This window comes from Bifidobacterium sp. LH_389 (genome assembly GCF_056357235.1).
The window spans coordinates 210,878-229,864 of the sequence record NZ_JBKEVR010000003.1 but is presented as its reverse complement, the minus strand read 5'-3'; the positions used below and the strand labels follow the sequence as shown (position 1 = coordinate 229,864).

Genomic DNA, 18,987 nt, shown 5'->3' with positions numbered 1-18,987 from the left:
GATTACATCGTCAGCAGTCCGGCAGAACAGTGGCACGGCAATACGGTATGCCTGCAAAATGGGCGGATCCATTGCAGCAGAAGCCCGGAAGGCCCTTCACCGCAATGGATCCGCCCAATCTGCGCCCTTACATGCCACCAAGCGCCCGCGCCCGGCTATGCCCGCATGGCACGCCTCCGCTCGCGCCACAGACAGTAGCCGCCGAACCCGGCCAGCCACACGAGCCCGGCGATCGCGGAGCCGCGCGTATCCGCCGCGAGGAACAGCGTGGCGTAGATGAACACGAAGAACGCCACGGCCAGCGTGTTGGTCACCTTCCAAGCGGGCATCACGAAGCCGTCGGGGATGAAATCGGCCGAGCGGCGGTAGCGGCGGTGGGCCAGCATGGTGAGGATGTAGATGAAGATGAACACCGCGGAGGATGCGGAAGCGAACAGCACGAACAGGCTGGACACCTTCGGGAACGCGTTGATGACCGGGGAGAGCACGATCAGCCCTGCGGAGATGAGGATGGCTCGGGCCGGCACCTTTCGATCGGATACGGTGGCGATGCGGCGCACGCGCGGGTTGCTCGACTCGCCTGCCAGCTGGAACAGGTGGCGCCCGGCGGAGTAGAGCAGCGAGTTCAGTGCGGAGGACGCGGCGGTGATCACCACGAAGAACACGAGCGCGCTCGCCCAGTTGAGCCCCGCGTACTGGAACACCATGATGAACGGGGAGGCGAAGGAGCCGTCCGCATTGGGCTCGAACGTGCGCCACGGCACGATGAGCATGATCGCCAGCAGTGCGCCCACGTAGAAGATGAGCACGCGCACGATGATCTCGTTGATCGCCTTGGGCAGCACCTGCCGCGGGTTCTCCGTCTCGGAGACGGTCACGCCCACGAATTCGATCATCTGGTAGGCGAAGAACACCATCTGGAAGCTCATGAGGAGCGCCAGCCAGCCGTTGGGCGCCAGCGAAAAGCCGTCCGTCAGGTTCGCGAGCCCCGCCTGCCCGGCCGGTCCGGCGTGGTCCATGCCCTGAATGGTGACGGCCTGATAGTGGTAGCCGATCACCACCATGACCACCGCGGTGACGATCATGGCCACGATGAGCGTGATCTTGATCATGGAGAACCAGAACTCCACCTCGCCGAACACCTTCACGGCAATGAGGTTCACGGACGTGAGCACCACGAGGAAGCACAGCTCGATGAGCCACTTCCACGCGGTCAGGTCGATGCCGAATGTGTCGAAGAACGTGACGAAGTACGTGGAGACGGCGGTGATCTCCGTCATGCCGAGCAGCACGAGCGCCAGCCAGTACGTCCACCCGGCGAAGTGCCCCCAGCCCTTGCCCAGATACTTGGTGATGAAGTTGATGAAGGTGTGCTGGCTCGGATCCTTGTACATCATCTCGCCGATGGCGCGCATGAGCAGGAACATGATGGCCCCCACCACGATGTACACGAATACGATGGACGGGCCGGTCAGGCTGATCGACTTGCCGGAGCCGAGGAACAGGCCGGTACCGATGGTGCCGCCGATGGCGATGAACTGCACGTGCCGGTTGTTGAGGCCTCGGGCCATCTGGTTGGAGGCATCGAGCGCGGCGACGCTGCTCATTTGGGATTGGTTCTCTTCTTGCGTCTGCATAATGCGCCAATCCTACTCCAGCGCATGTGAACGTCCCGCCTCCCGGACCGATCCGTCTCACTCCACGGATTTGAGCGGGTCGGAGACACGCCACCGGTCCGTCAATGCGGCGTCATGCAAATGGGCATACAATCATGCATGTAAATATGCATGCTATCCGGAAGGAGACGCCATGTCGTCCGTCACCGTTCCCGTGGACACCATGGTGCCGATCAGCCGTTTCGGGCGCGGCACTGCCAGCGCCGAATTCGCGAAGGTCGGGGACAACAGGCCCGTGACCGTACTGCGTAACAACGAGCCGGTGTACTTCATCATCAACGAGCACGATTTCCGCCGCTACCGCGAACTTGAGGACGAAGTGCGCGAGCTGCGCAACGCGGAGGCGAGACGGCAGGTGGAACGCCGCGAATACACCCATGAGATGCACGACGTGGAGGAGCTGAAGGATTACTTCGATGCCCTCTAGGATCGAGCGCATCGAAACCGTTCGCGCCTTCGATCAGGATGTCAAGTCGCTCAAGCGCAGACATCGCGACCTCTCGCTCATGCTTGCGCCCATCCGGGCCATTGTGGACGGTGACAGGGAGGCACTTGTGCGATACCGCGACCATGCCCTCACCGGGGACTGGTCCGGCTATCGGGAGCTGCATGTCGCCGCCGACTGGCTGCTGGTGTATTTCATCGACGATGGTGGGCTCATCCTCGTACTGACCAGAACCAGCAGCCACGACGAACTGTATTCTGCGAAGACGCCGAGGAAACTCATCAAGGCATACAGGCAGTCGCCACGACGCCGGTTCCGATGATCCCCCAGCGCATGTGAACGGCCCGTCTCGCCGCCCGATCCGTCTCACTCCACGGATTTGAGCGAGCCGACCGGGTCGATGCGGTCGAGCACCGGATTGGTGAGCAGCTGCACGAGCAACGCGAACGCCAGCGTGGCCGCCGCGGCGATCACGTAGCTCAGCGGCTTGACACTCACCGCGAAATACAGTCCCGGCATGTTCAGCGCGGCCGTGAGCAGCCCGCCCACGAACCGGCCCAGCGGCAGGCCCACCGCCACGCCCATGAGCGTGAGCACGGTCATCTCCTTGTGCACGTACAGGTGCACCTCGCGGTCGAAGAAGCCGAGCACCTTGAGCGTGGCCATTTCGCGCACGCGCTCGGACACGTTCGTGTTGGCGAGCGTGAACAGCACCACGAGGGCGAGCAGACCGGCCAGCAGCGTGATGAGCGCCACCACCGCGCCCATGAGGTCGAACTTGAAGCTGCGTTCCAGATTGTCGCTGCTCATCGCCCGGAGCACGGACGGATCACTCTTCAGCCCGTCCACGTAAGCAATTCGCTCGTCGGCACTGCCGGACAGCGTGGCGTAGACGGCGTTCCACGTGAGCGGCACGACGGTCTGCGCATCAGTCTGCGCATCGGCCTGCGCGCTCACGGTGCCCTCGCCGCCCGCCTGCGCAGTGACGAACAGGCTGCGGTACAGGTCCTCGCTCACGTACACGTTCGTGCCGATGAGGTTGCGCGTCACGGCGGTCGCCTTGGTCTGCGCGTGCTTGCGCGAACCGTTGGTGAGCATGACCGCATCGCCGTCGCGGATGCCGAGCGCATTGGCCGCAGACTGCTCCACGATCACCCCGTCGTCGCCCAGCCGGACCGTGCCGCGGTCGCCGCCCGCCCGGTTCAGCGCCACCATGTCGTTCAGGCGCGCAAGGTCGCCCTCCGGCACCACCACGAGCTGGATCGCGTTGCTCTTGCCGCCCGCATCCGCCATCTGCCCGGTCTCCAGACGCGCGTTCAGGGTCTCGGTGGCCCGCCCGTCACGTTCGATCCGATGGCGCATGGCGTCCGCGTCGGCATCGTCGCCACCGGAGACGGACAGCAGATCGTAGCGGTACAGCTCGCCGTACTGCACGGGCGCGATCGTGTTGATGGTGTCGTTGATCGCCAGTCCGCACACGATGAGCGCCGTGCAGCCTGCCACGCCGAGCACCGTCATGACGAGCCGCGACTTGAAGCGGAAGATGTTGCGCGCAGCCACCTTGTTGAGGAAGCTCATACGGCTCCACAGCGGGCGGATGCGTTCGAGCAGAATGCGCGCGCCGGCCTTGGGCGCCTTGGGACGCATGAGCGTGGCAGGGGTCAGGCGCATCTCCCCGCGGCAGGCGACGGCGGTGGCGGCGAGCGCCCCGACCGCGAACAGCAGCAGGCCGAGCGTGCCCACCGTCCAGTCATACTCGAGTCGCACGTCCGGCACCATGTACATTTCGTCGATCACCAGCCGCAGGAACGCCGAAATGCCGAGGAACCCCACGAGCAGGCCCGCCCCGCCTCCGAGCAGGCAGGCGAGCAGCGCGAACAGTGCGTAGCGCATGGCGATGGCCACATTGCCGTAGCCGAGGCCCATGTAGGTGCCGATCAGCGCGCGATCCTCCTCCACCATGCGGGTCATGGTGGTGAACGCCATGAGCACGGCCACGAGCAGAAACACCACGGGGAACGCGCGGCCGATCGATTCGATGGAGGTCAGGTCCGAGTTCAGCGCGTTGAATCCGCCGATGCTGTCGCGCGTCTGCACATACCACTGGGCGGCGGCGATGTCGTCGATCTTCTGCTGCTGCCTGGCGAATTCGGAGTCCGCGTCCGCACGCTTGGCCTTGAGCTGTTCGCGTGCATCATCGAGCTGCCGCTGGCCGTCGGAAAGCTTCGTTTCGCCGTCCGTGAGCTGCTTGAACCCGACTTCGAGCTGCTGCTTGCCCGAGGTCACCTGGATGGCCTGCGCCTCGAGGGCGGCGGACTGCGTTTCCAGTTGGGTGGACTGGGCTTCCAGTTCGGCGGCCTGTTCGTTGAGCGTGGCCTGTCCGGATGCGGCCTCGCGTTCCTTGGCGCTCAGCTGGGCGTCCTGCTCATTGAGGGTCTTCTCGTTGGCGGCGATCGTCTCCAGCCCGGCCTTGGCCTGATCACGCTGGGCGGCGATCGTGGCGTACGCCTGATCGAGCTGTGTGCGGATGGTGGCCAGCGAGGTGACGTCGGAGGGGTTCTGGGGCACGCTGACGCCAACCCGTGCGAGCAGTGCGGCGAGGCGCTGCCATGTGGCCGCGTCGATCGCGCCTGGGTCCACGGAGGGCAGGCCGTCGAGCAAGGTGCGCACCTGATCGATCACGCCCAGCATCTGCTCGGCCTGCGCCAATCCTTGCTGCGCCTGGGTCTTGGATGCGTTCAGCTCACTGCGGCCGGCATCCAGCTGCGTGCGGGCCGCAGTGAGCTGGCGCTGCCCGTCATCCAGCTGCCGGCGGGCTTCGGCCAGTTGCTGACGGCCTGCGGCTATCTGCTGGCGACCGGACGCGATCTGCGAGCGCGCGGAGGCAATCTGCGTCTCCCCGTCATTGAGCTCGGTCTGCTTGGCTTCCAGCTGCGTGCGCGTGTCCGCGAGCGTTCGCTTGTTGGCGTCGAGGGTGGACTGTTGGCTGTCGAGCTGTTTGGAAGCGTCGTCGAGCTGCGTGTACGCGTCGGTTTTCGCGTCGTCCAGCTTGCGTTGCGCGGCATCCGCGATCGCCTGCCGGCGGGCCTGCTGGCGGTCGGTCTGCACCGCGGATTCGATGCGGTTGGTCACGGCCTTGACGGCGGCGTCGTACCGGTCGTCGAAGGTGTTGAGTGCGGCGGCCCCGGTCACCGTCAGGCTCACGGCCGTGTACACGTTGCCGGTCACGCCGGCGGAGGGGGCGTAGAAGTCGTAGTCGCTGGCGGCGGTGCTGCGGAAGTTGTTGCCGGCGTAGCCGGACGGGTTGCTCAGGTCCATCGGGTCGAGCACCGTGCCCGTGATGGTCAGGTCCGTGGGGAATGCCGGGGCGGATTCTCCGTCGATGCCGGAGGATGTGCCGTCCGCGTCGCCCGCCGTATCACGGCTCGCGGCCTTCACGGTGAGGCAATCGCCCACGGCGAGCTTGCTGTCCTTCAGGAACTTGTCCGTGACCGCGATTTCACCCGCGGCGGACGGCATGCGCCCGGCCTCCAATCGCGGCCGGTTCAGGCCCGCGGTGCCGAGTTCGCGGATCGTCGCGCTTTTCTCGCCGCCGTCCACCGCCACGGTCACGTCCTGCGAGCGCTCGGGCTGCACGGCCCGCACGCCGGAAACGCGCCGCAGCGCCGTCACGTCGTCGTCCGTAAGACCCAAGGTGGAGAGCACCTGCACATCCATGAGCCCCTGCGCGTCGTAGAAGCGGTCCGCCGCCAGGAAGGCGTCCCGGCAGCCGGCGTAGATGCCGGTGAGCACGGCCACGCCGAGCAGCGAGATGAGCGCGAGGGACAGGAAGCGCTTCCACGCCCGCCGCCAGCAGCGCCACGCGTCCCGCACAAAGGCGGATCCGAAAAGGCCGCCGCCCGTACCGTGCCGCGCATCCATCGCTGCCACCGTCCGATCTACCATTCGATGCTCGCCACCGGCGTGGGCGAGGCGTTGTCCTGCTGGGAAACCACGCGCCCGGACTTGAAGCGAATCACGCGGTCCGCCATGGGAGCGATGGCCGAGTTGTGGGTGATGATCATCACCGTCATACCCTCCCGCCGCGCAATGTCCTGCAGCAGGCCGAGCACCTCCTTGCCAGTCTGGTAGTCGAGCGCGCCGGTCGGCTCGTCGCACAGCAGCAGCTTCGGCTTTTTCGCGATCGCCCGCGCGATGGACACGCGCTGCTGCTCGCCGCCGCTCAGCTGCGCCGGGAAATTGTCCAGCCTGTCGGCCAGCCCCACCTTGGCGAGGGTCTCGGCCGGGTCGAAATGATCGGGGCAGATCTGGCTGGCCAGCTCCACGTTCTCCAGCGCGGTCAGGTTGGGCACCAGATTGTAGAACTGGAACACGAAGCCGATGTCCGTGCGCCGGTAGGCCACCAGATCGCGCTTGGACAGCCGCGAGACGTCCCTCCCGCCCACGGTGACCGTTCCGGACGTGACCGTATCCATGCCGCCCAGAATGTTCAACGCCGTGGTCTTGCCCGCACCCGACTGGCCGAGAATGATGGTGAGCCTGCCCTGATCGGCCGTGAAACTCGCGTCGTCCAGCGCACGGATGGCGGCGGATCCCGCGGCATACTCCTTGACCACGTGACTGAATTCGATGTACGCCATGTCCGCCTCCCATCCGCATCCGGCCATCCCTAAGACGCACGCAGTGCCAAATCCTGCTACACTTCTTAAGTGAACCAACACTCTGTTGGTTTCGCAACCGACAGTCGGTTTGCGAACTGTGGGTTTGCGCGCCGCATGCGCCAGGTAGCGCAAGCAGGAAAGGAATACCCATGGCCAAACCGCTCACCGAGAGCCGCCGGACCAGATACACGCGCCAGGCCATGAGCGACGCACTCATCGACATGCTGCACGACCACGCCCTCACCGAAATCAGCGTCACGGCACTGTGCGCACGCGCCGACGTGAACCGTTCCACGTTCTACGCGCATTACGATTCCGTCGAGGAGCTGCTGCGCGACATCGAGGACGACACCATGGCATGGGTCACCGGCATGCTCGACCGCATCACCGCCCGCCCCGACCCCGCAGACATCGAGCGCGACATCCTGCGCATCTGCCGGTACATCGCGGACAACCGCAGCCACCTGCAAATCCTCATGAGCCAGAAAGCCGGCGTCGACTTCCCCGAACGTCTCCTCGGGCTGATCTACGGGCGCAGGGCCGTAGCAGCGCGCATGGGCACCGACGCCGACGACCCCGCAGAACTCAACCGCCGCATGCACTTCGTCGTCTCCGGCAGCATCGGCCTGATCCGCCACTGGATGGACACCGACCTGCACGACTCCCCCGAAGCCATCGCACGCACGATCTACGGCATGACCACCCCCGCCGTCGCAGAGCGTCCGGCGCCGGGCGCGGCAACTCCCACGGCGGCCGCGGAGTGAGTGCCGGGCACGTCGACGCCATACCGAAGCCGTAGAATGCTGCTGTTGCGCAGGAGCGTCAACGGAAGACGAATACGGCAAAAGAGAAAAAGAAGAAGAAACATGACCACACATGAGACCGACGACGTGCCAGTGCCGGCCACGTTGCGCAAATCGCTGAAGAACCGCCATATCCAGCTCATCGCGCTCGGAGGGGCCATCGGCACCGGACTGTTCTACGGCTCGAGCGAATCGATCGCGCTGGCCGGACCGAGCATCCTGGTCGCCTACCTCATCGGCGGGCTCGCGATCTTCATGATCGTGCGCGCGCTTTCGGAAATGAGCGTGGAAGACCCGAAGGCCGGCGCCTTCAGCTACTACGCCACCCGCTACTGGTCCAAGCGCGCCGGCTTCATCTCCGGCTGGAACTACTGGTTCAACTACATCCTCGTGTCCATGGTGGAGCTTGCCGTGGTGGGCAAATTCGTGAACTACTGGTTCCCGACCATCCCGCAGTGGGCGTCCGCCGCGTTCTTCCTCGCGGTGATAGCCGCCGCGAACCTGCTGGGCGTGAGCAAGTTCGGCGAATTCGAATTCTGGTTCGCCATCATCAAGATCGTGGCCGTGATCGCCATGATCCTCGGCGGCCTCGTGGTGCTCGTCATGGGCGTCTCCACCGTCAGCGGCGTGACGCCGTCCTTCGCGAACTGGTTCACCGTGGGCGGCGGCTTCCTTCCCAACGGCTTCATGAGTCAAACGGCGGACGGCCAGTGGACCGGCCTGCTCATGGCGCTCGTGGTGGTCATGTTCAGCTTCGGCGGCACCGAGCTCATCGGCATCACCGCCGGCGAGACCGCGGATCCGCACCGCACCATCCCCAAGGCCACGAACGACATCATCTGGCGCATCCTCGTGTTCTACATCGGCGCGCTCGGCATCATCATGGCCGTGGTGCCGTGGAACACCATCGACGGCGAGACCAGCCCGTTCGTGCAGATCTTCGACTCGGTGGGCGTGCACGCGGCCGCCGGCATTCTCAACTTCGTGTGTCTCACCGCCGTCATGAGCGTGTACAACTCCGGCCTGTACGCCAACTCCCGCATGCTCTACTCGCTCGCCAAGCAGGGCAACGCGCCCGCCTACCTCGGCAAGCTCAACGCGCACGGCGTGCCGGTGGCCGGCGTGCTCACCTCCGCCGTCATCACCGCGCTCGCCGTGGTGGTGGTGTTCCTATGGCCCGACTTCGCATTCAACTACCTCATGTCCATCGCCACCATCGCCGGCGTGATCAACTGGACGATCATCATGATCACCGAAATGCACTTCCGCCGCATGGTCGCCGCCGGCAACGGACCGGGCGAACTTTCCGGACTCACGGGCGCCGAAGCACTGGACGCCCTGCACTTCAAACTGCCGTTCGCGCACGTCACCCCGTGGGCGGTGCTCGCGTTCCTGGCGCTTGTGGTGGTGCTCATGTGCTTCTCCGCGAGCTACCGCGTCGCTGTGATCGCGGGCGTGATCTGGCTGGCCGTGCTGTTCGTGGCCTCCCGGTTCGTGGACCGCAAGTAGCGCCGTTCCGCCCTGCGGCAGTGGTCAAACTTTCCAATCTGTGCGCGCTGTGACGCAGACTGGAAAGTTTGACCGCAAAACAGGGCATTCAGAGCGCTCAGAAGCGGTCATTCTTTCCAGTTTGCGGATTTCGCCTGCGGGGCGTTGTACGATCGGCGCTGATGGCACAGTCACAATCTCAGCTCCGCAATCCCCCGTCGCCGCCGGCTCCTCCGCGGCCCTCCGCACCCCGGTCATTCCCGACCATCGCATGGTCCGGCCCGGTGCGCACGCACTTCGTGACCCTCGCGGACCGCAGCGACCTGCTGTTCTATCTGGCCCTGCTGTCCCTGCCGATCGACGGCACGCGGCTCGGCTTCTACGCCCCGTTCTGGACGCCGATCGCCCCGTGGCTGTTCCTCGTCTACGCACTCGTCAACTGGCGCGAACTACCGAACGTCTACCGGCACTTCCGCGTCTGGTTCCTGTTTCCCGCGGCGCTGATCGTCCTGTCCGGGCTCGGCTGGGCGACCGTCGCCTTCCACCCGGTGGCGGCGACGGAAAGCTGGACGGCCGTAGCCGGCGCACTGGGCACGCTCGCCGCGATGGACATCGCCATTCGAGTCAAACGATTGCCATGGCAGGACGCCATACGCACGATTCTGGTCGCCTACTGGTCCGCATTCGCGGTGGGCGTGGCCGAATGGCTCGCCATTGCGCTCGACCTCGGTTCGGTGCGCTCCTACTTCGATCAGCTCATGTCCCGCTCCTACATCCCCTTCGAATCGCGCTGGGGCGGCGGGCGGCCGCAGTTCCTGTTCGCGGAGCCGAGCTACATCGGCATGCACCTGTTCGGCGTACTGCTGCCGCTCATGTGGCTCACGCGCAGCCTGGACCGCATCTACGTCAAGCGACTGCGGAACCTCATCGTCGTGTTCGCCGCCGGGTCGGTGCTCATGGGCGCGGGCGTACGCATCATCCTCGACTCGCTGATCGCGATCATCATCGTCATCGTGGAACGGGTGCGGTGGCGAGACCCGCAGGCACGGCAGCGCGGGCTGATCGGGCTGGCGGCCACGGCACTCGTCGGCGCGGTCAGCATCGCGATCAACGGGCGGCTGAACTCCATCGCGGCCAACGGCATGGAAGGAGATGGCTCGTTCTTCGCGCGCATCTGGCAGTCCCTCGGCCCCCTGTGCGGGCTCCTGCGTCACCCGATCTATCTGCTCACCGGCTACGGAGCGGGCAACATCGCGGACGCCACGCACAACGGGTCCGCCATGGCCATCGGCATCCTCGACGCCCTGCACCTCGACACGGGCAACCCGCGCACATGGTATGCGAGCATGACCTCGGACACCGTGTGGACCATGAGCGCCTACACGAGTTTCCTCACCGAATACGGGATCGCGGGACTGGCATTGCTCATCGCCCTGCTCGTGCGGCACATAGCCGACCGCAACGCGTGGAACAAAACCACCGTCTGCTGGTTCGTACTCGTGGCCTACCTGTACATCCAGTTCGAGGGGTACGCCTTCGCCGCCGTTCCGCTGCTCATCTGGGGCATCGCCATCCGCCACGGGCTCGATCCGGCGCCGGATGCGAGCCCGGCATCTGCATCCGCGTCCGGCCGGTGAGCCACAACCGACGCAACTAACCGAGCGACGGGTCCGGCGGGTCGGTGGGTCCGAAGTAGCCACCGCCCCCTTCTGTCACCCTATATCCCACGGTTATAACGGCCCACAGGCAACGGCGATAGCGCCGCCGGCCCCTGCACGTCAATCCTTTGGTACAGTTCCGTCCCATTGAGAGGGCATGCGCAAGCCTGCCCTCCGGAGCAGTTCCATGAGAGGAAAGAGGAAGAGGCCCCATCATGTTCGCATTCACCGCCAAGAAACTGATCGCCGCAGCGGCGGCCGCCGTCACCGTCATCTCGCTGACGGCCTGCGGCTCCGGCAACGACGGCTCCAACGCGTCCGGCTCCCAGAACGGCGGCGCAGACGTGCAGACCATCAACGTGGCCGGCGTGACCGGCAAGAAGCCCTACACCTTCGCCGACGGCGACAACTACACCGGCTACGACTTCGAACTGCTCAAGAAGATCGACGAAAAGCTGCCGCAGTACGAGTTCAAGTACACGGCGCTCGCCCAGGACGCCCTGCTCACCGGTCTGCAGAGTGGCAAGTACCAGCTCGGCACCTGCCACTTCTACGGCACCGCCGAGCGTTTCAACACCTTCGACTATTCGCAGAACCTCACCAGCCTGAGCGACGCGCGACTCATCATCCGCACCGACGAAACCGGCATCAACTCGCTGGAGGACCTCGCCAAGTCCGGCAAGCAGCTCGCCCCGATCCCCACCGACGACGCCCGCTACACGCTGATCAACCAGTACAACGAGTCGCACCCGGACAACAAGATCGAGTTCCAGGGCGCCACCGAAAAGTCCGCCACCGTGGCCGACACGCTCAAGGCCGTGGCCGCCGGCAAGTACGACGCCGCCATCTACCCGTACACCTCGTACCAGAGCATCAAGGACGACCTGAACCTCAACCTGCAGCTGACCGACTCCATCGGCCTGTTCCCCACCGTGTTCCTGTACAACAAGGGCGACAAGACCAAGCAGCTGCGTGAGGACGTGGACAAGGTCTTGAAGGAGTTCCGCGAAGACGGCACGCTGTCCGCCCTGTCCCAGCAGTGGTACGGCGAGGACGTGTTCAAGCTCAACGGCGCCGACAAGGTGGACAGTGTCATTTACTGGAAGTGACGTGCACCGGCCGGCATCGGCATGATTCCATGGTTCAGGCTCCGAAGTCCCTCCGCGGGCGTCGGAGCCTGAACTGCGCTTCGGAAGCGGAGAAGCAACAACGAAAGAGCGGCAATAACGGAGAGGAAGACGACGGTGAAGGTTTCGATCATCGGCGCGGGCAACACGGGGCTGGCACTGGCCGTGCATCTGCTGGCCCGGGGGCACGAGCCGCTGCTGTACACGCGCGACAGCGGGAAGGAGCAAACCTTCAACGCGCATGATCTGACGGTAACCGGCGAGCTGGCCGGCTCCTACCGCATCCCGACCACGACCGACATGGCAAGGATCGTCCGCCACGGCGAGGTGACGGTGGTCTGCACATGGGCCAATGCGCATCGATCCGTGTTCGAGGCTCTGTACGCCACGGCGGCGAGCGAGAGTCGGCCCGTGAACCTGCTGGTGTTCAACGGCAATTGGGGCGCCCTGGAGGCGCTGGACGTGCGCCGCAGCGCGAATCCGGACGGCGACGGCCCACGCGAGGCCTTCCGCGGCGACATCTGCGAGAGCGCCGGCATGCCGTACGTGGCCCTGCACGACGGGCTCACGCTGCACATCGGCGCGATCAAGACCTCCATCACCGTCGCCTCAGCGCTTGCAGGCCCTGCGGTGGATGGCCCCGCCCGCGCCCTGCTGGAGGACCTGTACGCACAGGTCGAATACGCCGGCTCGGTGTTCGAGACCTCGCTGTCCGCGCCGAACCCGATCATCCACGCCCCGGTGTGCCTGCTCAACATGACGAAGATCGAGCAGGGCGTCACGTTCCACATGCTCACGGACGGATTCACCGAGCGCACCGAGCGTCTGGTGGGGTGCATCGACCGCGAGCGGCACGCCCTGGCCCGGGCCCTCGGCGTCGCCTACACGCCGATCGTCCGGCAGCTCAACGGCTTCTGGGGCAGCGACTACCCCACGCTGCGGGAGCTGTTCCGCAGCAGTCCCGTCTACCGTGGGGTCCTGGGGCCTGCGTCCGTCGGGCATCGGTTCATTCAGGAGGACGTGCCGTACGGTGTGGCGCCGCTCGTCTCGCTCGGGCGTCTCCTTGGCGTGCCGACCCCGACCGACGCCATGCTGCTGGCCCTGTACAGCGACTATTTCGGCACGGCGTTCCACGGTCCGGCGTTCACGCGCGAGCTCATCGACGCCGTCTACCGGCCCGAGGCACGCCCCGTAGAAGCAGCATCAACCGCAGAAGCAAAGGATTCCCGATGATCGCAGTCACGAACATCACCAAAAGCTATGGCGACCACGCCATCCTCAAGTCCATCTCCTTCGATCAGCAGGATGGTGAGGTCGTCTCGCTGATCGGCCCCTCCGGCTCCGGCAAGACCACGCTGCTGCGGTGCATCAACTTCCTGGAGCGCGCCGACTCGGGCACGCTGGACATCGACGGCACGCACATCGACTTCGCGCACGCCACCCGCAAGGAGATCGCCCACGTGCGCTCCCTGACCGCCATGGTGTTCCAGTCGTACAACCTGTTCGCCAATCTGACCGCGCTGCAGAACGTGACGGAGGCGCTCATCTACGTCAAGAAGATGAAGAAGCGGGACGCGAACGAGCTGGCCATGGGTCTGCTGGATAAGGTGGGACTTGCGGACAAGCGCAACGCGTACCCGAAGGAGCTGTCCGGCGGTCAGAAGCAGCGCGTCGGCATCGCCCGGGCCCTCGCGGTGAGCCCGAAGCTGCTGCTCATGGACGAGCCGACCTCGGCGCTGGACCCGGAGCTGGTGGGCGAGGTGGAGCGCACCATCGAGAATCTGGCGGCGGAGGGGCAAACGCTGCTCATCGTCACCCACGAAATGGCGCTCGCCCGGCGCATCTCCTCGAAGACCGTCTTCATGGAGGACGGCGTGATCGTGGAGCAGGGCGCTCCCGAGCAGCTGTTCGACGACCCGCAACAGCAGCGCACCCGCGAGTTCCTGTCCCGCTACACGCTGGACGCCAGGCGTTAGGACCGCACGATGAACACGTATTTCAACGTTTCCGAGTTCCTCAACGCGTTCCCGCCGCTGCTCGCCAAACTGCCGTACACGCTGGGCATCGTGGCTGCGTCGTTCCTCATCGCCTGCGTGATCGGCACGCTACTCACCTGCCTGTACCGCACGCGCGTCAAGGCGCTGCAGGTGCTGGTCACCGCCTACGTTTGGCTGCTGCGCGGCACTCCGCTGCTGCTGCTCCTGTTCATCTCCTACTATGGCATCCCACTGCTGCTGCAGGCGTGGGGCGTGGAGTTCGACTCCTCGGACCCGCTGGTGTTCGCGCTCATCGCGTTCTCCATGAGCCTGTCCGCGTTCTTCGAGGAAATGATGCGCGCCGCGTTCGACGCGGTGGACGCCGGGCAGGTCGAAGCCGCCCAGTCGCTCGGACTGCCGCGGTTCCAGTACTACCGGCGCATCCTCATCCCGCAGGCGCTCATCAACAGCCTGCCGAACTTCGGCAACCTTCTGGTGACGGCCATCAAGCAATCCTCCATCCTGTTCACCATCGGCATCATGGACATGTACGAGCGGGCGAACACGCTGGCCGCGGACGACTTCGGCCTGTGGCAGCTGGAGATCTTCCTGGCGCTCATGCTCATCTACTGGGCCATCGCCGTGATCATCGACAAGGGACTGGACGCCCTGTACCGCGTCTCCCGCAAGAAGGTGGCCTGACATGACGTTCGACACCCAATACGCCATCGACCATTTCGGCGAGATCCTTGCCGCCGCGCCCGTCACCATCTGGGTCACGCTCGTGTCCGCGCTGCTCGGCGTGTTCGTCGGCGGGCTGCTGTCCGCCGTGCGCATCAAGGCCATCCCCGTGCTCAACACCATCGTCGGCCTGTTCGTCTCGCTCATCCGCTCCACACCCATCCTCGTCCAACTGTACGTGGTGTGCTACGGCCTGCCGCGCATCTCCGCACTCATTCAGCACGACCCGGCCGTGGCCGCGAACGTGACCATCTACCCGAACACCGTGGCGCTCGTCACGTTCACGCTGTATGCGAGCGCGTACTTCTGCGAGATCTTCAAATCCGCGTACTACACCGTGGACGAGGGGCAGCGCGAAGCCATCCGATCCTTCAATCTGCCGCCGTTCGTCGCCCTGCTGCGCATCATCGTGCCGCAGGCGGCCCTCAACGCGGTGCCGAACCTGTCGAATTCCACCATCGACATGCTGAAGAACACGTCCCTGCTTTACACCATTTCCGTCATGGACATCATGGCACGCGCCACCATCACGGCCTCCGTCACGTTCAAGTTCGTGGAGATCTACACGGATGCGCTGGTGGTGTACCTCATCATCGCCGTGGTGATGTTCGCCGTGTTCGCGCTCATCGAGCAGGTGCTCAAGCGCGTGGTGCGCACGCGGGCGTAGAGGTCTGCCCGGCATAGCTTCGTTGCGGAATTTGGTGGCGATTTGAGACGCAAAACCGTGCTGCAGTGTCTCGAATCGCCACCAATTCCGTTCGGCGGGGGCGCTTCATGGCAAGCGCAGGGAATATCTGCATACTTGCGAGTCCTCCATCGCCGTTGACACCGCGGGGCACCAACGCGGAGCACCGCGGACGCTCGGGTACAATGGGCGCTCGTTTGCTTGCCCACTGCCGTCATGGACGGCCGCATGACCGCGGAGGTTGCCATGGAGATGCTCGCCCTGATCCGCGACGTGCTGCACATCCTGCTGCGCCCGAATCCGGAAGAGGTGGCGCGCGAGACGGCACGGGAAGCGGCCCGGAAGGCGGCACGTACGGAAGTCCGGAAGCAGGCGGCGGACGCCCGGTCCGTGCAGACAGCAGGCGCATCGCCGCGAGGCAGGAGCACGGTGGAGAAACCGGCAAGTACCCGTAGGAAAGCCTCGGCGGCCGGACGCCGGTCACCGCGATCCGTCCGGCAGCAGCCGGAACAGAGCACCGCCGCTGCCCGACCGCAGCTGAAGGCTCATCGCAGGCCGTCGCAGGTCAAGCTGGAGGCTGCGCGCGCTGCGATCGGCCCTGTCGAAGGGCATGAGCTGAGCGACGAGCAGCTAGCGGCCATTGCGGGAGCGGGTCCCAACACGCTGGTGCTGGCCGGCGCCGGGACCGGCAAAACCACCACGATCACCGGCTATGCGGCCTGGCTGTTCGCCACGGGTCGCGCCACGCCGGAGGAGATTCTGGTACTGTCATTCACCCGGGCGTCCGCCGCGGAAATGGCCGAGCGCATCCGCCGGCAGACCGGGAAGAACGTGCATGCGGGCACGTTCCACGGTCTGGGTCTGGAAATCTGCAGAAAAGCGAACACGGAAGGCGGTCCTCGGCCGAAGGTGGCGGATGCCGCAGCACTGGACAAGGCGGTGAGGCAGGAGTTCGCCGCGCGGATCGCGGGCCCGGGCAACGAGCGGTACCGTCGGACCATGCTGGCGCTCATGCCGGAATCTGTGGCGGAGAAGTACCGCACATGGGCCACGTGGGGCAGTCCGGAACAAGGCCGGTCAAGCGCCGCGGGTATCGCCGCGACCGACCCCGCCGAGACGATCGATACCGCCGCCGCGATCACTCCGGAAGCCGCCCTTGCCCCGGCGTCCGGCCTTGACCCGCTTGCCGATCCCGCATTCGCCCAGTGCGCCGAGCATCTGCTCGCCGCCGCGCGGACGGTCATCGGGCATATGCGAGCCGGCGGACTCACCGTGACGGATCTGCGCCGGCGGAACCGCGGGCACACACGGGAGGAGCGCGAACATGCTCTCACCCGCGCCCGCATCGCCCGTTTCATCGACTTCGTGGCCCCGCTCCACGCCGCGTACCGGCGGTACCTTGCGGTCAACCATGCCATCGATTTCGCAGGCATGATCACGGAAGCGACCCGCTTGGTGCGCGAAGATCGCTACGCCAGCCCGTTCCGCTACATTCTGGTCGACGAGTATCAGGACATGTCCCGCCCGCGCTACGAGCTGCTCCGGGCCCTGCGCGAGCAGGCCGGGCAACACGGAAGGGATTGCAGCTTGTTCGCCGTGGGCGACGACTGGCAGTCGATCTACCGGTTCGCCGGCAGCGACGTGAGCCTGATCCTCGACTTCGACCGGCTGTGGCGCGATTGGGGGCCGACGCGTCTGTTCCGCATCACCGTCACGCGGCGGTTCCGCGGTGCGCTGATCGAGGCGAGCGGACGGTTCGTGATGGCGGACCCGAGCCTGTACGCCAAGCGGCTGCGCAGCGCGGATTCCGTCAGCGAACAATCCGGCGGCATGCATTCCGACGACGTAAACCCAGACGACGCGCATCCGGCAAACAGCGCGCATCCGGCAAACCCGGCGCATCCGGCGCGTTCCTCCGGCCGGGAGCGCCCGATCGGCGTGCTGTGCGGCAAGGGGCCGATCGGCGCCGACGAGCACGCGGAGATGCAGGCCCGGTTTGCGGCGGTAACCGCCCAGCTTGTCCGCCTGCCACGCAACGCTTCGGTGCTGCTGCTCGGCCGGTACGCCGATGATCTGGACCGCTTTCTGGCCGCCGACCGCGACCATGCGTTCGCCCCGCCACCCGGCAGCCCAGACGTCCTCGGGTTCCGCGACCGGCCGGACCTGCGCATCGAGTTCATGACCGTGCACAAGTCCAAGGGCCTGCAACGCGATTTCGTATTCCTGCTCGCCACGTCCGGCGGCGCGCACGGATTCCCCAGCGCCCTGCCGGACGAGCCGATCCTCGGGCTGCTGCTGCCGGCCGTGGAGCCGTTCCCGTACGCGGAGGAGCGCCGGCTGTTCTACGTGGCCATGACCCGCTGTGTGAAGCGGCTGTTTCTGGTGGTCGACCGCCGTCGTCCGTCGCGGTTCATCTACGAACTGCGCGATGGTGTCTGTCCCGCCGTGCCGGAACTGTCCGGCTTGTTCCGCGGCGTGAAGCTGCCGCCCCGATGCCCCGACTGCGGCGAGGCTCTCGTGCTGCGCGGTGCCGGAGCAGGCAGTGCGCACGGCAACCGCGGTGCCGAACCGCACGAATTCTACGGCTGCTCCAACTGGCCGGTCTGCCGCTACACCTGTTCCGCTGCCTGAACGCCGCACGCACTGCTGCCAGCCGTCTCCCGCGGTCCCGTCGCCGTTCCTGCGCCCGAGCGTATGATCGGAAGACGGAAGCGGCCGGCGCCAGCTGCACCGGCGACACCGTCCCACACGCGGAGCGAGGGGATGCCAACAATGAGCGAATGCATATTCTGCGCCATCGTCCACGGCGATGCGCCATGCCGGCTGATCGAGGAATCCGATCTGGCGTTGTGCTTCGTGTCCATTGACGATCGGCCCGACTACCACCTTCTGGTCGTGCCCAAACGTCATGCGGTCAACATCCTCGATTGCGATCCCCAATCCCTGCGGGCGGTGACCGAGCTGGCGCAGCGCGTCTCACGCCACTTGGTTGCGGACTGCGGGTTCGACGGGGTGGACCTGCTCAGTACCTCGTTCGCGGAAGCGCAATCGGTGCCTCATTTCCATGTGCATCTGCTGCCCCGCGCGCATGGCGACGGGTTGGACACATGGCCCGCCCTGCCCGAGCGCACAATCCCACTGGACGAAGCATGGCGTCGCATGCGCCGGCCCCGCGATGCCGAGCCCGATGCGCCGAACAGCCAGACAACTGATTAGAATAATGCCATGAGCACCACCGCCATCAACAACATCACATTCTCCACGACCGGCCTGCGGCAGGGATACGACACCGAGGCCGTAGACGATCTGCTGGACCGCATTTCCGATGCGCTCGACGGCAACGGCACCATGCGCGGCGAGGACGTGCGCCGCGAGCAATCGCAGTTGCCGACGGTGAGGCACGGCGGCTACAACATCACACAGGTGGACGAGGCCTTGGAACGCATCGCGAACGAGCTGGACAGCGGCCGTGCGCTCGGGCTCGGCTTGCAGCGAGTACTCCTGCTGCTGCAGGTGGCCGGCAGCGAGTACGTATCCGACTACGCGCGGGATGCAGCACGCGCACGGCTCCGTATGATCACCAAGGAGCAGTGGGGCACGCTGCTGCGTTAAGCGACGTACGGGAACCCTCGGCCCCGGCGTAACGGCCGGGCCCGAACACCGGCTGCCGGCGTCACCCCGTGAGATACTGGAATCGCTGGATCACAGAGGATCAGGCAGAAGATCA

16 protein-coding genes are annotated in these 18,987 nt (G+C 65.7%); 13 read left to right on the top strand and 3 right to left on the bottom strand.

Annotated elements, in window-relative coordinates; all coding sequences use genetic code 11:
• Positions 1-155: 155 nt before the first annotated feature.
• Entirely contained in the window at positions 156-1,637 is a 1,482-nt protein-coding gene (locus tag AC1AZA_RS05090) for an amino acid permease (RefSeq protein ID WP_476513662.1), read from the bottom strand.
• A 172-nt stretch (positions 1,638-1,809) separates the two neighbouring features.
• Here AC1AZA_RS05090 and AC1AZA_RS05085 point away from each other — a divergent pair, with 172 nt between their 5' ends.
• Positions 1,810-2,103: a prevent-host-death family protein gene (locus AC1AZA_RS05085; protein ID WP_476513661.1), complete on the top strand. Its 294-nt coding sequence runs from the start codon at positions 1,810-1,812 to the stop codon at positions 2,101-2,103.
• Positions 2,093-2,443 (top strand): type II toxin-antitoxin system YafQ family toxin, encoded by a 351-nt coding sequence (locus tag AC1AZA_RS05080; RefSeq protein WP_476513660.1) that lies wholly within the window; start codon positions 2,093-2,095, stop codon positions 2,441-2,443. Before AC1AZA_RS05085 ends, AC1AZA_RS05080 begins: the two co-directional genes overlap by 11 nt.
• Before the next feature lie 44 nt (positions 2,444-2,487).
• Here AC1AZA_RS05080 and AC1AZA_RS05075 read toward each other — a convergent pair whose 3' ends face one another.
• Together AC1AZA_RS05075 and AC1AZA_RS05070 are read right to left on the bottom strand one after the other, a co-directional pair.
• Positions 2,488-6,042: an FtsX-like permease family protein gene (locus tag AC1AZA_RS05075; RefSeq protein WP_476513762.1), complete on the bottom strand. Its 3,555-nt coding sequence runs from the start codon at positions 6,040-6,042 to the stop codon at positions 2,488-2,490.
• A 17-nt stretch (positions 6,043-6,059) separates the two neighbouring features.
• Positions 6,060-6,761 carry an ABC transporter ATP-binding protein gene (locus AC1AZA_RS05070; RefSeq protein ID WP_476513659.1) on the bottom strand — a complete coding sequence of 234 codons (702 nt, stop codon included), beginning with the start codon at positions 6,759-6,761 and terminating at the stop codon, positions 6,060-6,062.
• Between the two features lie 170 nt (positions 6,762-6,931).
• Here AC1AZA_RS05070 and AC1AZA_RS05065 point away from each other — a divergent pair, with 170 nt between their 5' ends.
• The 11 genes from AC1AZA_RS05065 to AC1AZA_RS05015 all read left to right on the top strand — a co-directional run bounded on the left by AC1AZA_RS05065 (position 6,932) and on the right by AC1AZA_RS05015 (position 18,872).
• Positions 6,932-7,546: a TetR/AcrR family transcriptional regulator gene (locus tag AC1AZA_RS05065; RefSeq protein ID WP_476513658.1), complete on the top strand. Its 615-nt coding sequence runs from the start codon at positions 6,932-6,934 to the stop codon at positions 7,544-7,546.
• Between the two features lie 102 nt (positions 7,547-7,648).
• Positions 7,649-9,094: an amino acid permease gene (locus tag AC1AZA_RS05060; RefSeq protein ID WP_476513657.1), complete on the top strand. Its 1,446-nt coding sequence runs from the start codon at positions 7,649-7,651 to the stop codon at positions 9,092-9,094.
• Positions 9,095-9,255: 161 nt separating this feature from the next.
• The gene (locus AC1AZA_RS05055) at positions 9,256-10,710 is read left to right on the top strand and encodes a hypothetical protein (RefSeq protein ID WP_476513656.1); all 1,455 of its coding nucleotides are present in this window, start codon (positions 9,256-9,258) and stop codon (positions 10,708-10,710) included.
• Between the two features lie 236 nt (positions 10,711-10,946).
• Complete coding sequence (locus tag AC1AZA_RS05050) at positions 10,947-11,840, top strand: transporter substrate-binding domain-containing protein (protein WP_476513655.1); 894 nt, start codon at positions 10,947-10,949, stop codon at positions 11,838-11,840.
• Positions 11,841-11,975: 135 nt separating this feature from the next.
• Entirely contained in the window at positions 11,976-13,091 is a 1,116-nt protein-coding gene (locus AC1AZA_RS05045; protein WP_476513654.1) for an NAD/NADP octopine/nopaline dehydrogenase family protein, read from the top strand.
• Positions 13,088-13,834, top strand: a complete 747-nt coding sequence (locus AC1AZA_RS05040; protein ID WP_476513653.1) for an amino acid ABC transporter ATP-binding protein — start codon at positions 13,088-13,090, stop codon at positions 13,832-13,834. Before AC1AZA_RS05045 ends, AC1AZA_RS05040 begins: the two co-directional genes overlap by 4 nt.
• A 9-nt stretch (positions 13,835-13,843) precedes the next feature.
• Positions 13,844-14,536, top strand: coding sequence for an amino acid ABC transporter permease (locus AC1AZA_RS05035; protein WP_476513652.1), 693 nt, complete (start codon positions 13,844-13,846; stop codon positions 14,534-14,536).
• 1 nt (position 14,537) lies between these two features.
• Positions 14,538-15,242, top strand: a complete 705-nt coding sequence (locus AC1AZA_RS05030) for an amino acid ABC transporter permease (RefSeq protein WP_476513651.1) — start codon at positions 14,538-14,540, stop codon at positions 15,240-15,242.
• A gap of 246 nt (positions 15,243-15,488) precedes the next feature.
• Positions 15,489-17,891: a UvrD-helicase domain-containing protein gene (locus tag AC1AZA_RS05025; protein WP_476513650.1), complete on the top strand. Its 2,403-nt coding sequence runs from the start codon at positions 15,489-15,491 to the stop codon at positions 17,889-17,891.
• 132 nt (positions 17,892-18,023) lie between these two features.
• Complete coding sequence (locus AC1AZA_RS05020; RefSeq protein ID WP_476513649.1) at positions 18,024-18,476, top strand: HIT family protein; 453 nt, start codon at positions 18,024-18,026, stop codon at positions 18,474-18,476.
• Between the two features lie 9 nt (positions 18,477-18,485).
• The gene (locus tag AC1AZA_RS05015) at positions 18,486-18,872 is read left to right on the top strand and encodes a DivIVA domain-containing protein (RefSeq protein WP_476513648.1); all 387 of its coding nucleotides are present in this window, start codon (positions 18,486-18,488) and stop codon (positions 18,870-18,872) included.
• The last annotated feature ends 115 nt before the right edge of the window (positions 18,873-18,987 follow it).

Bases quoted from the DNA above. Each gene is read 5' to 3' on its own strand.
- AC1AZA_RS05060 (WP_476513657.1), top strand. From the start codon at position 7,649: ATGACCACACATGAGACCGACGACGTGCCAGTGCCGGCCACGTTGCGC.
- AC1AZA_RS05030 (WP_476513651.1), top strand. From the start codon at position 14,538: ATGACGTTCGACACCCAATACGCCATCGACCATTTCGGCGAGATCCTT.
- AC1AZA_RS05015 (WP_476513648.1), top strand. From the start codon at position 18,486: ATGAGCACCACCGCCATCAACAACATCACATTCTCCACGACCGGCCTG.
- AC1AZA_RS05050 (WP_476513655.1), top strand. From the start codon at position 10,947: ATGTTCGCATTCACCGCCAAGAAACTGATCGCCGCAGCGGCGGCCGCC.
- AC1AZA_RS05090 (WP_476513662.1), bottom strand. From the start codon at position 1,637: ATGCAGACGCAAGAAGAGAACCAATCCCAAATGAGCAGCGTCGCCGCG.
- AC1AZA_RS05040 (WP_476513653.1), top strand. From the start codon at position 13,088: ATGATCGCAGTCACGAACATCACCAAAAGCTATGGCGACCACGCCATC.
- AC1AZA_RS05075 (WP_476513762.1), bottom strand. From the start codon at position 6,042: ATGGATGCGCGGCACGGTACGGGCGGCGGCCTTTTCGGATCCGCCTTT.
- AC1AZA_RS05065 (WP_476513658.1), top strand. From the start codon at position 6,932: ATGGCCAAACCGCTCACCGAGAGCCGCCGGACCAGATACACGCGCCAG.
- AC1AZA_RS05025 (WP_476513650.1), top strand. From the start codon at position 15,489: ATGACCGCGGAGGTTGCCATGGAGATGCTCGCCCTGATCCGCGACGTG.
- AC1AZA_RS05035 (WP_476513652.1), top strand. From the start codon at position 13,844: ATGAACACGTATTTCAACGTTTCCGAGTTCCTCAACGCGTTCCCGCCG.
- AC1AZA_RS05080 (WP_476513660.1), top strand. From the start codon at position 2,093: ATGCCCTCTAGGATCGAGCGCATCGAAACCGTTCGCGCCTTCGATCAG.
- AC1AZA_RS05020 (WP_476513649.1), top strand. From the start codon at position 18,024: ATGCCAACAATGAGCGAATGCATATTCTGCGCCATCGTCCACGGCGAT.
- AC1AZA_RS05055 (WP_476513656.1), top strand. From the start codon at position 9,256: ATGGCACAGTCACAATCTCAGCTCCGCAATCCCCCGTCGCCGCCGGCT.
- AC1AZA_RS05085 (WP_476513661.1), top strand. From the start codon at position 1,810: ATGTCGTCCGTCACCGTTCCCGTGGACACCATGGTGCCGATCAGCCGT.
- AC1AZA_RS05070 (WP_476513659.1), bottom strand. From the start codon at position 6,761: ATGGCGTACATCGAATTCAGTCACGTGGTCAAGGAGTATGCCGCGGGA.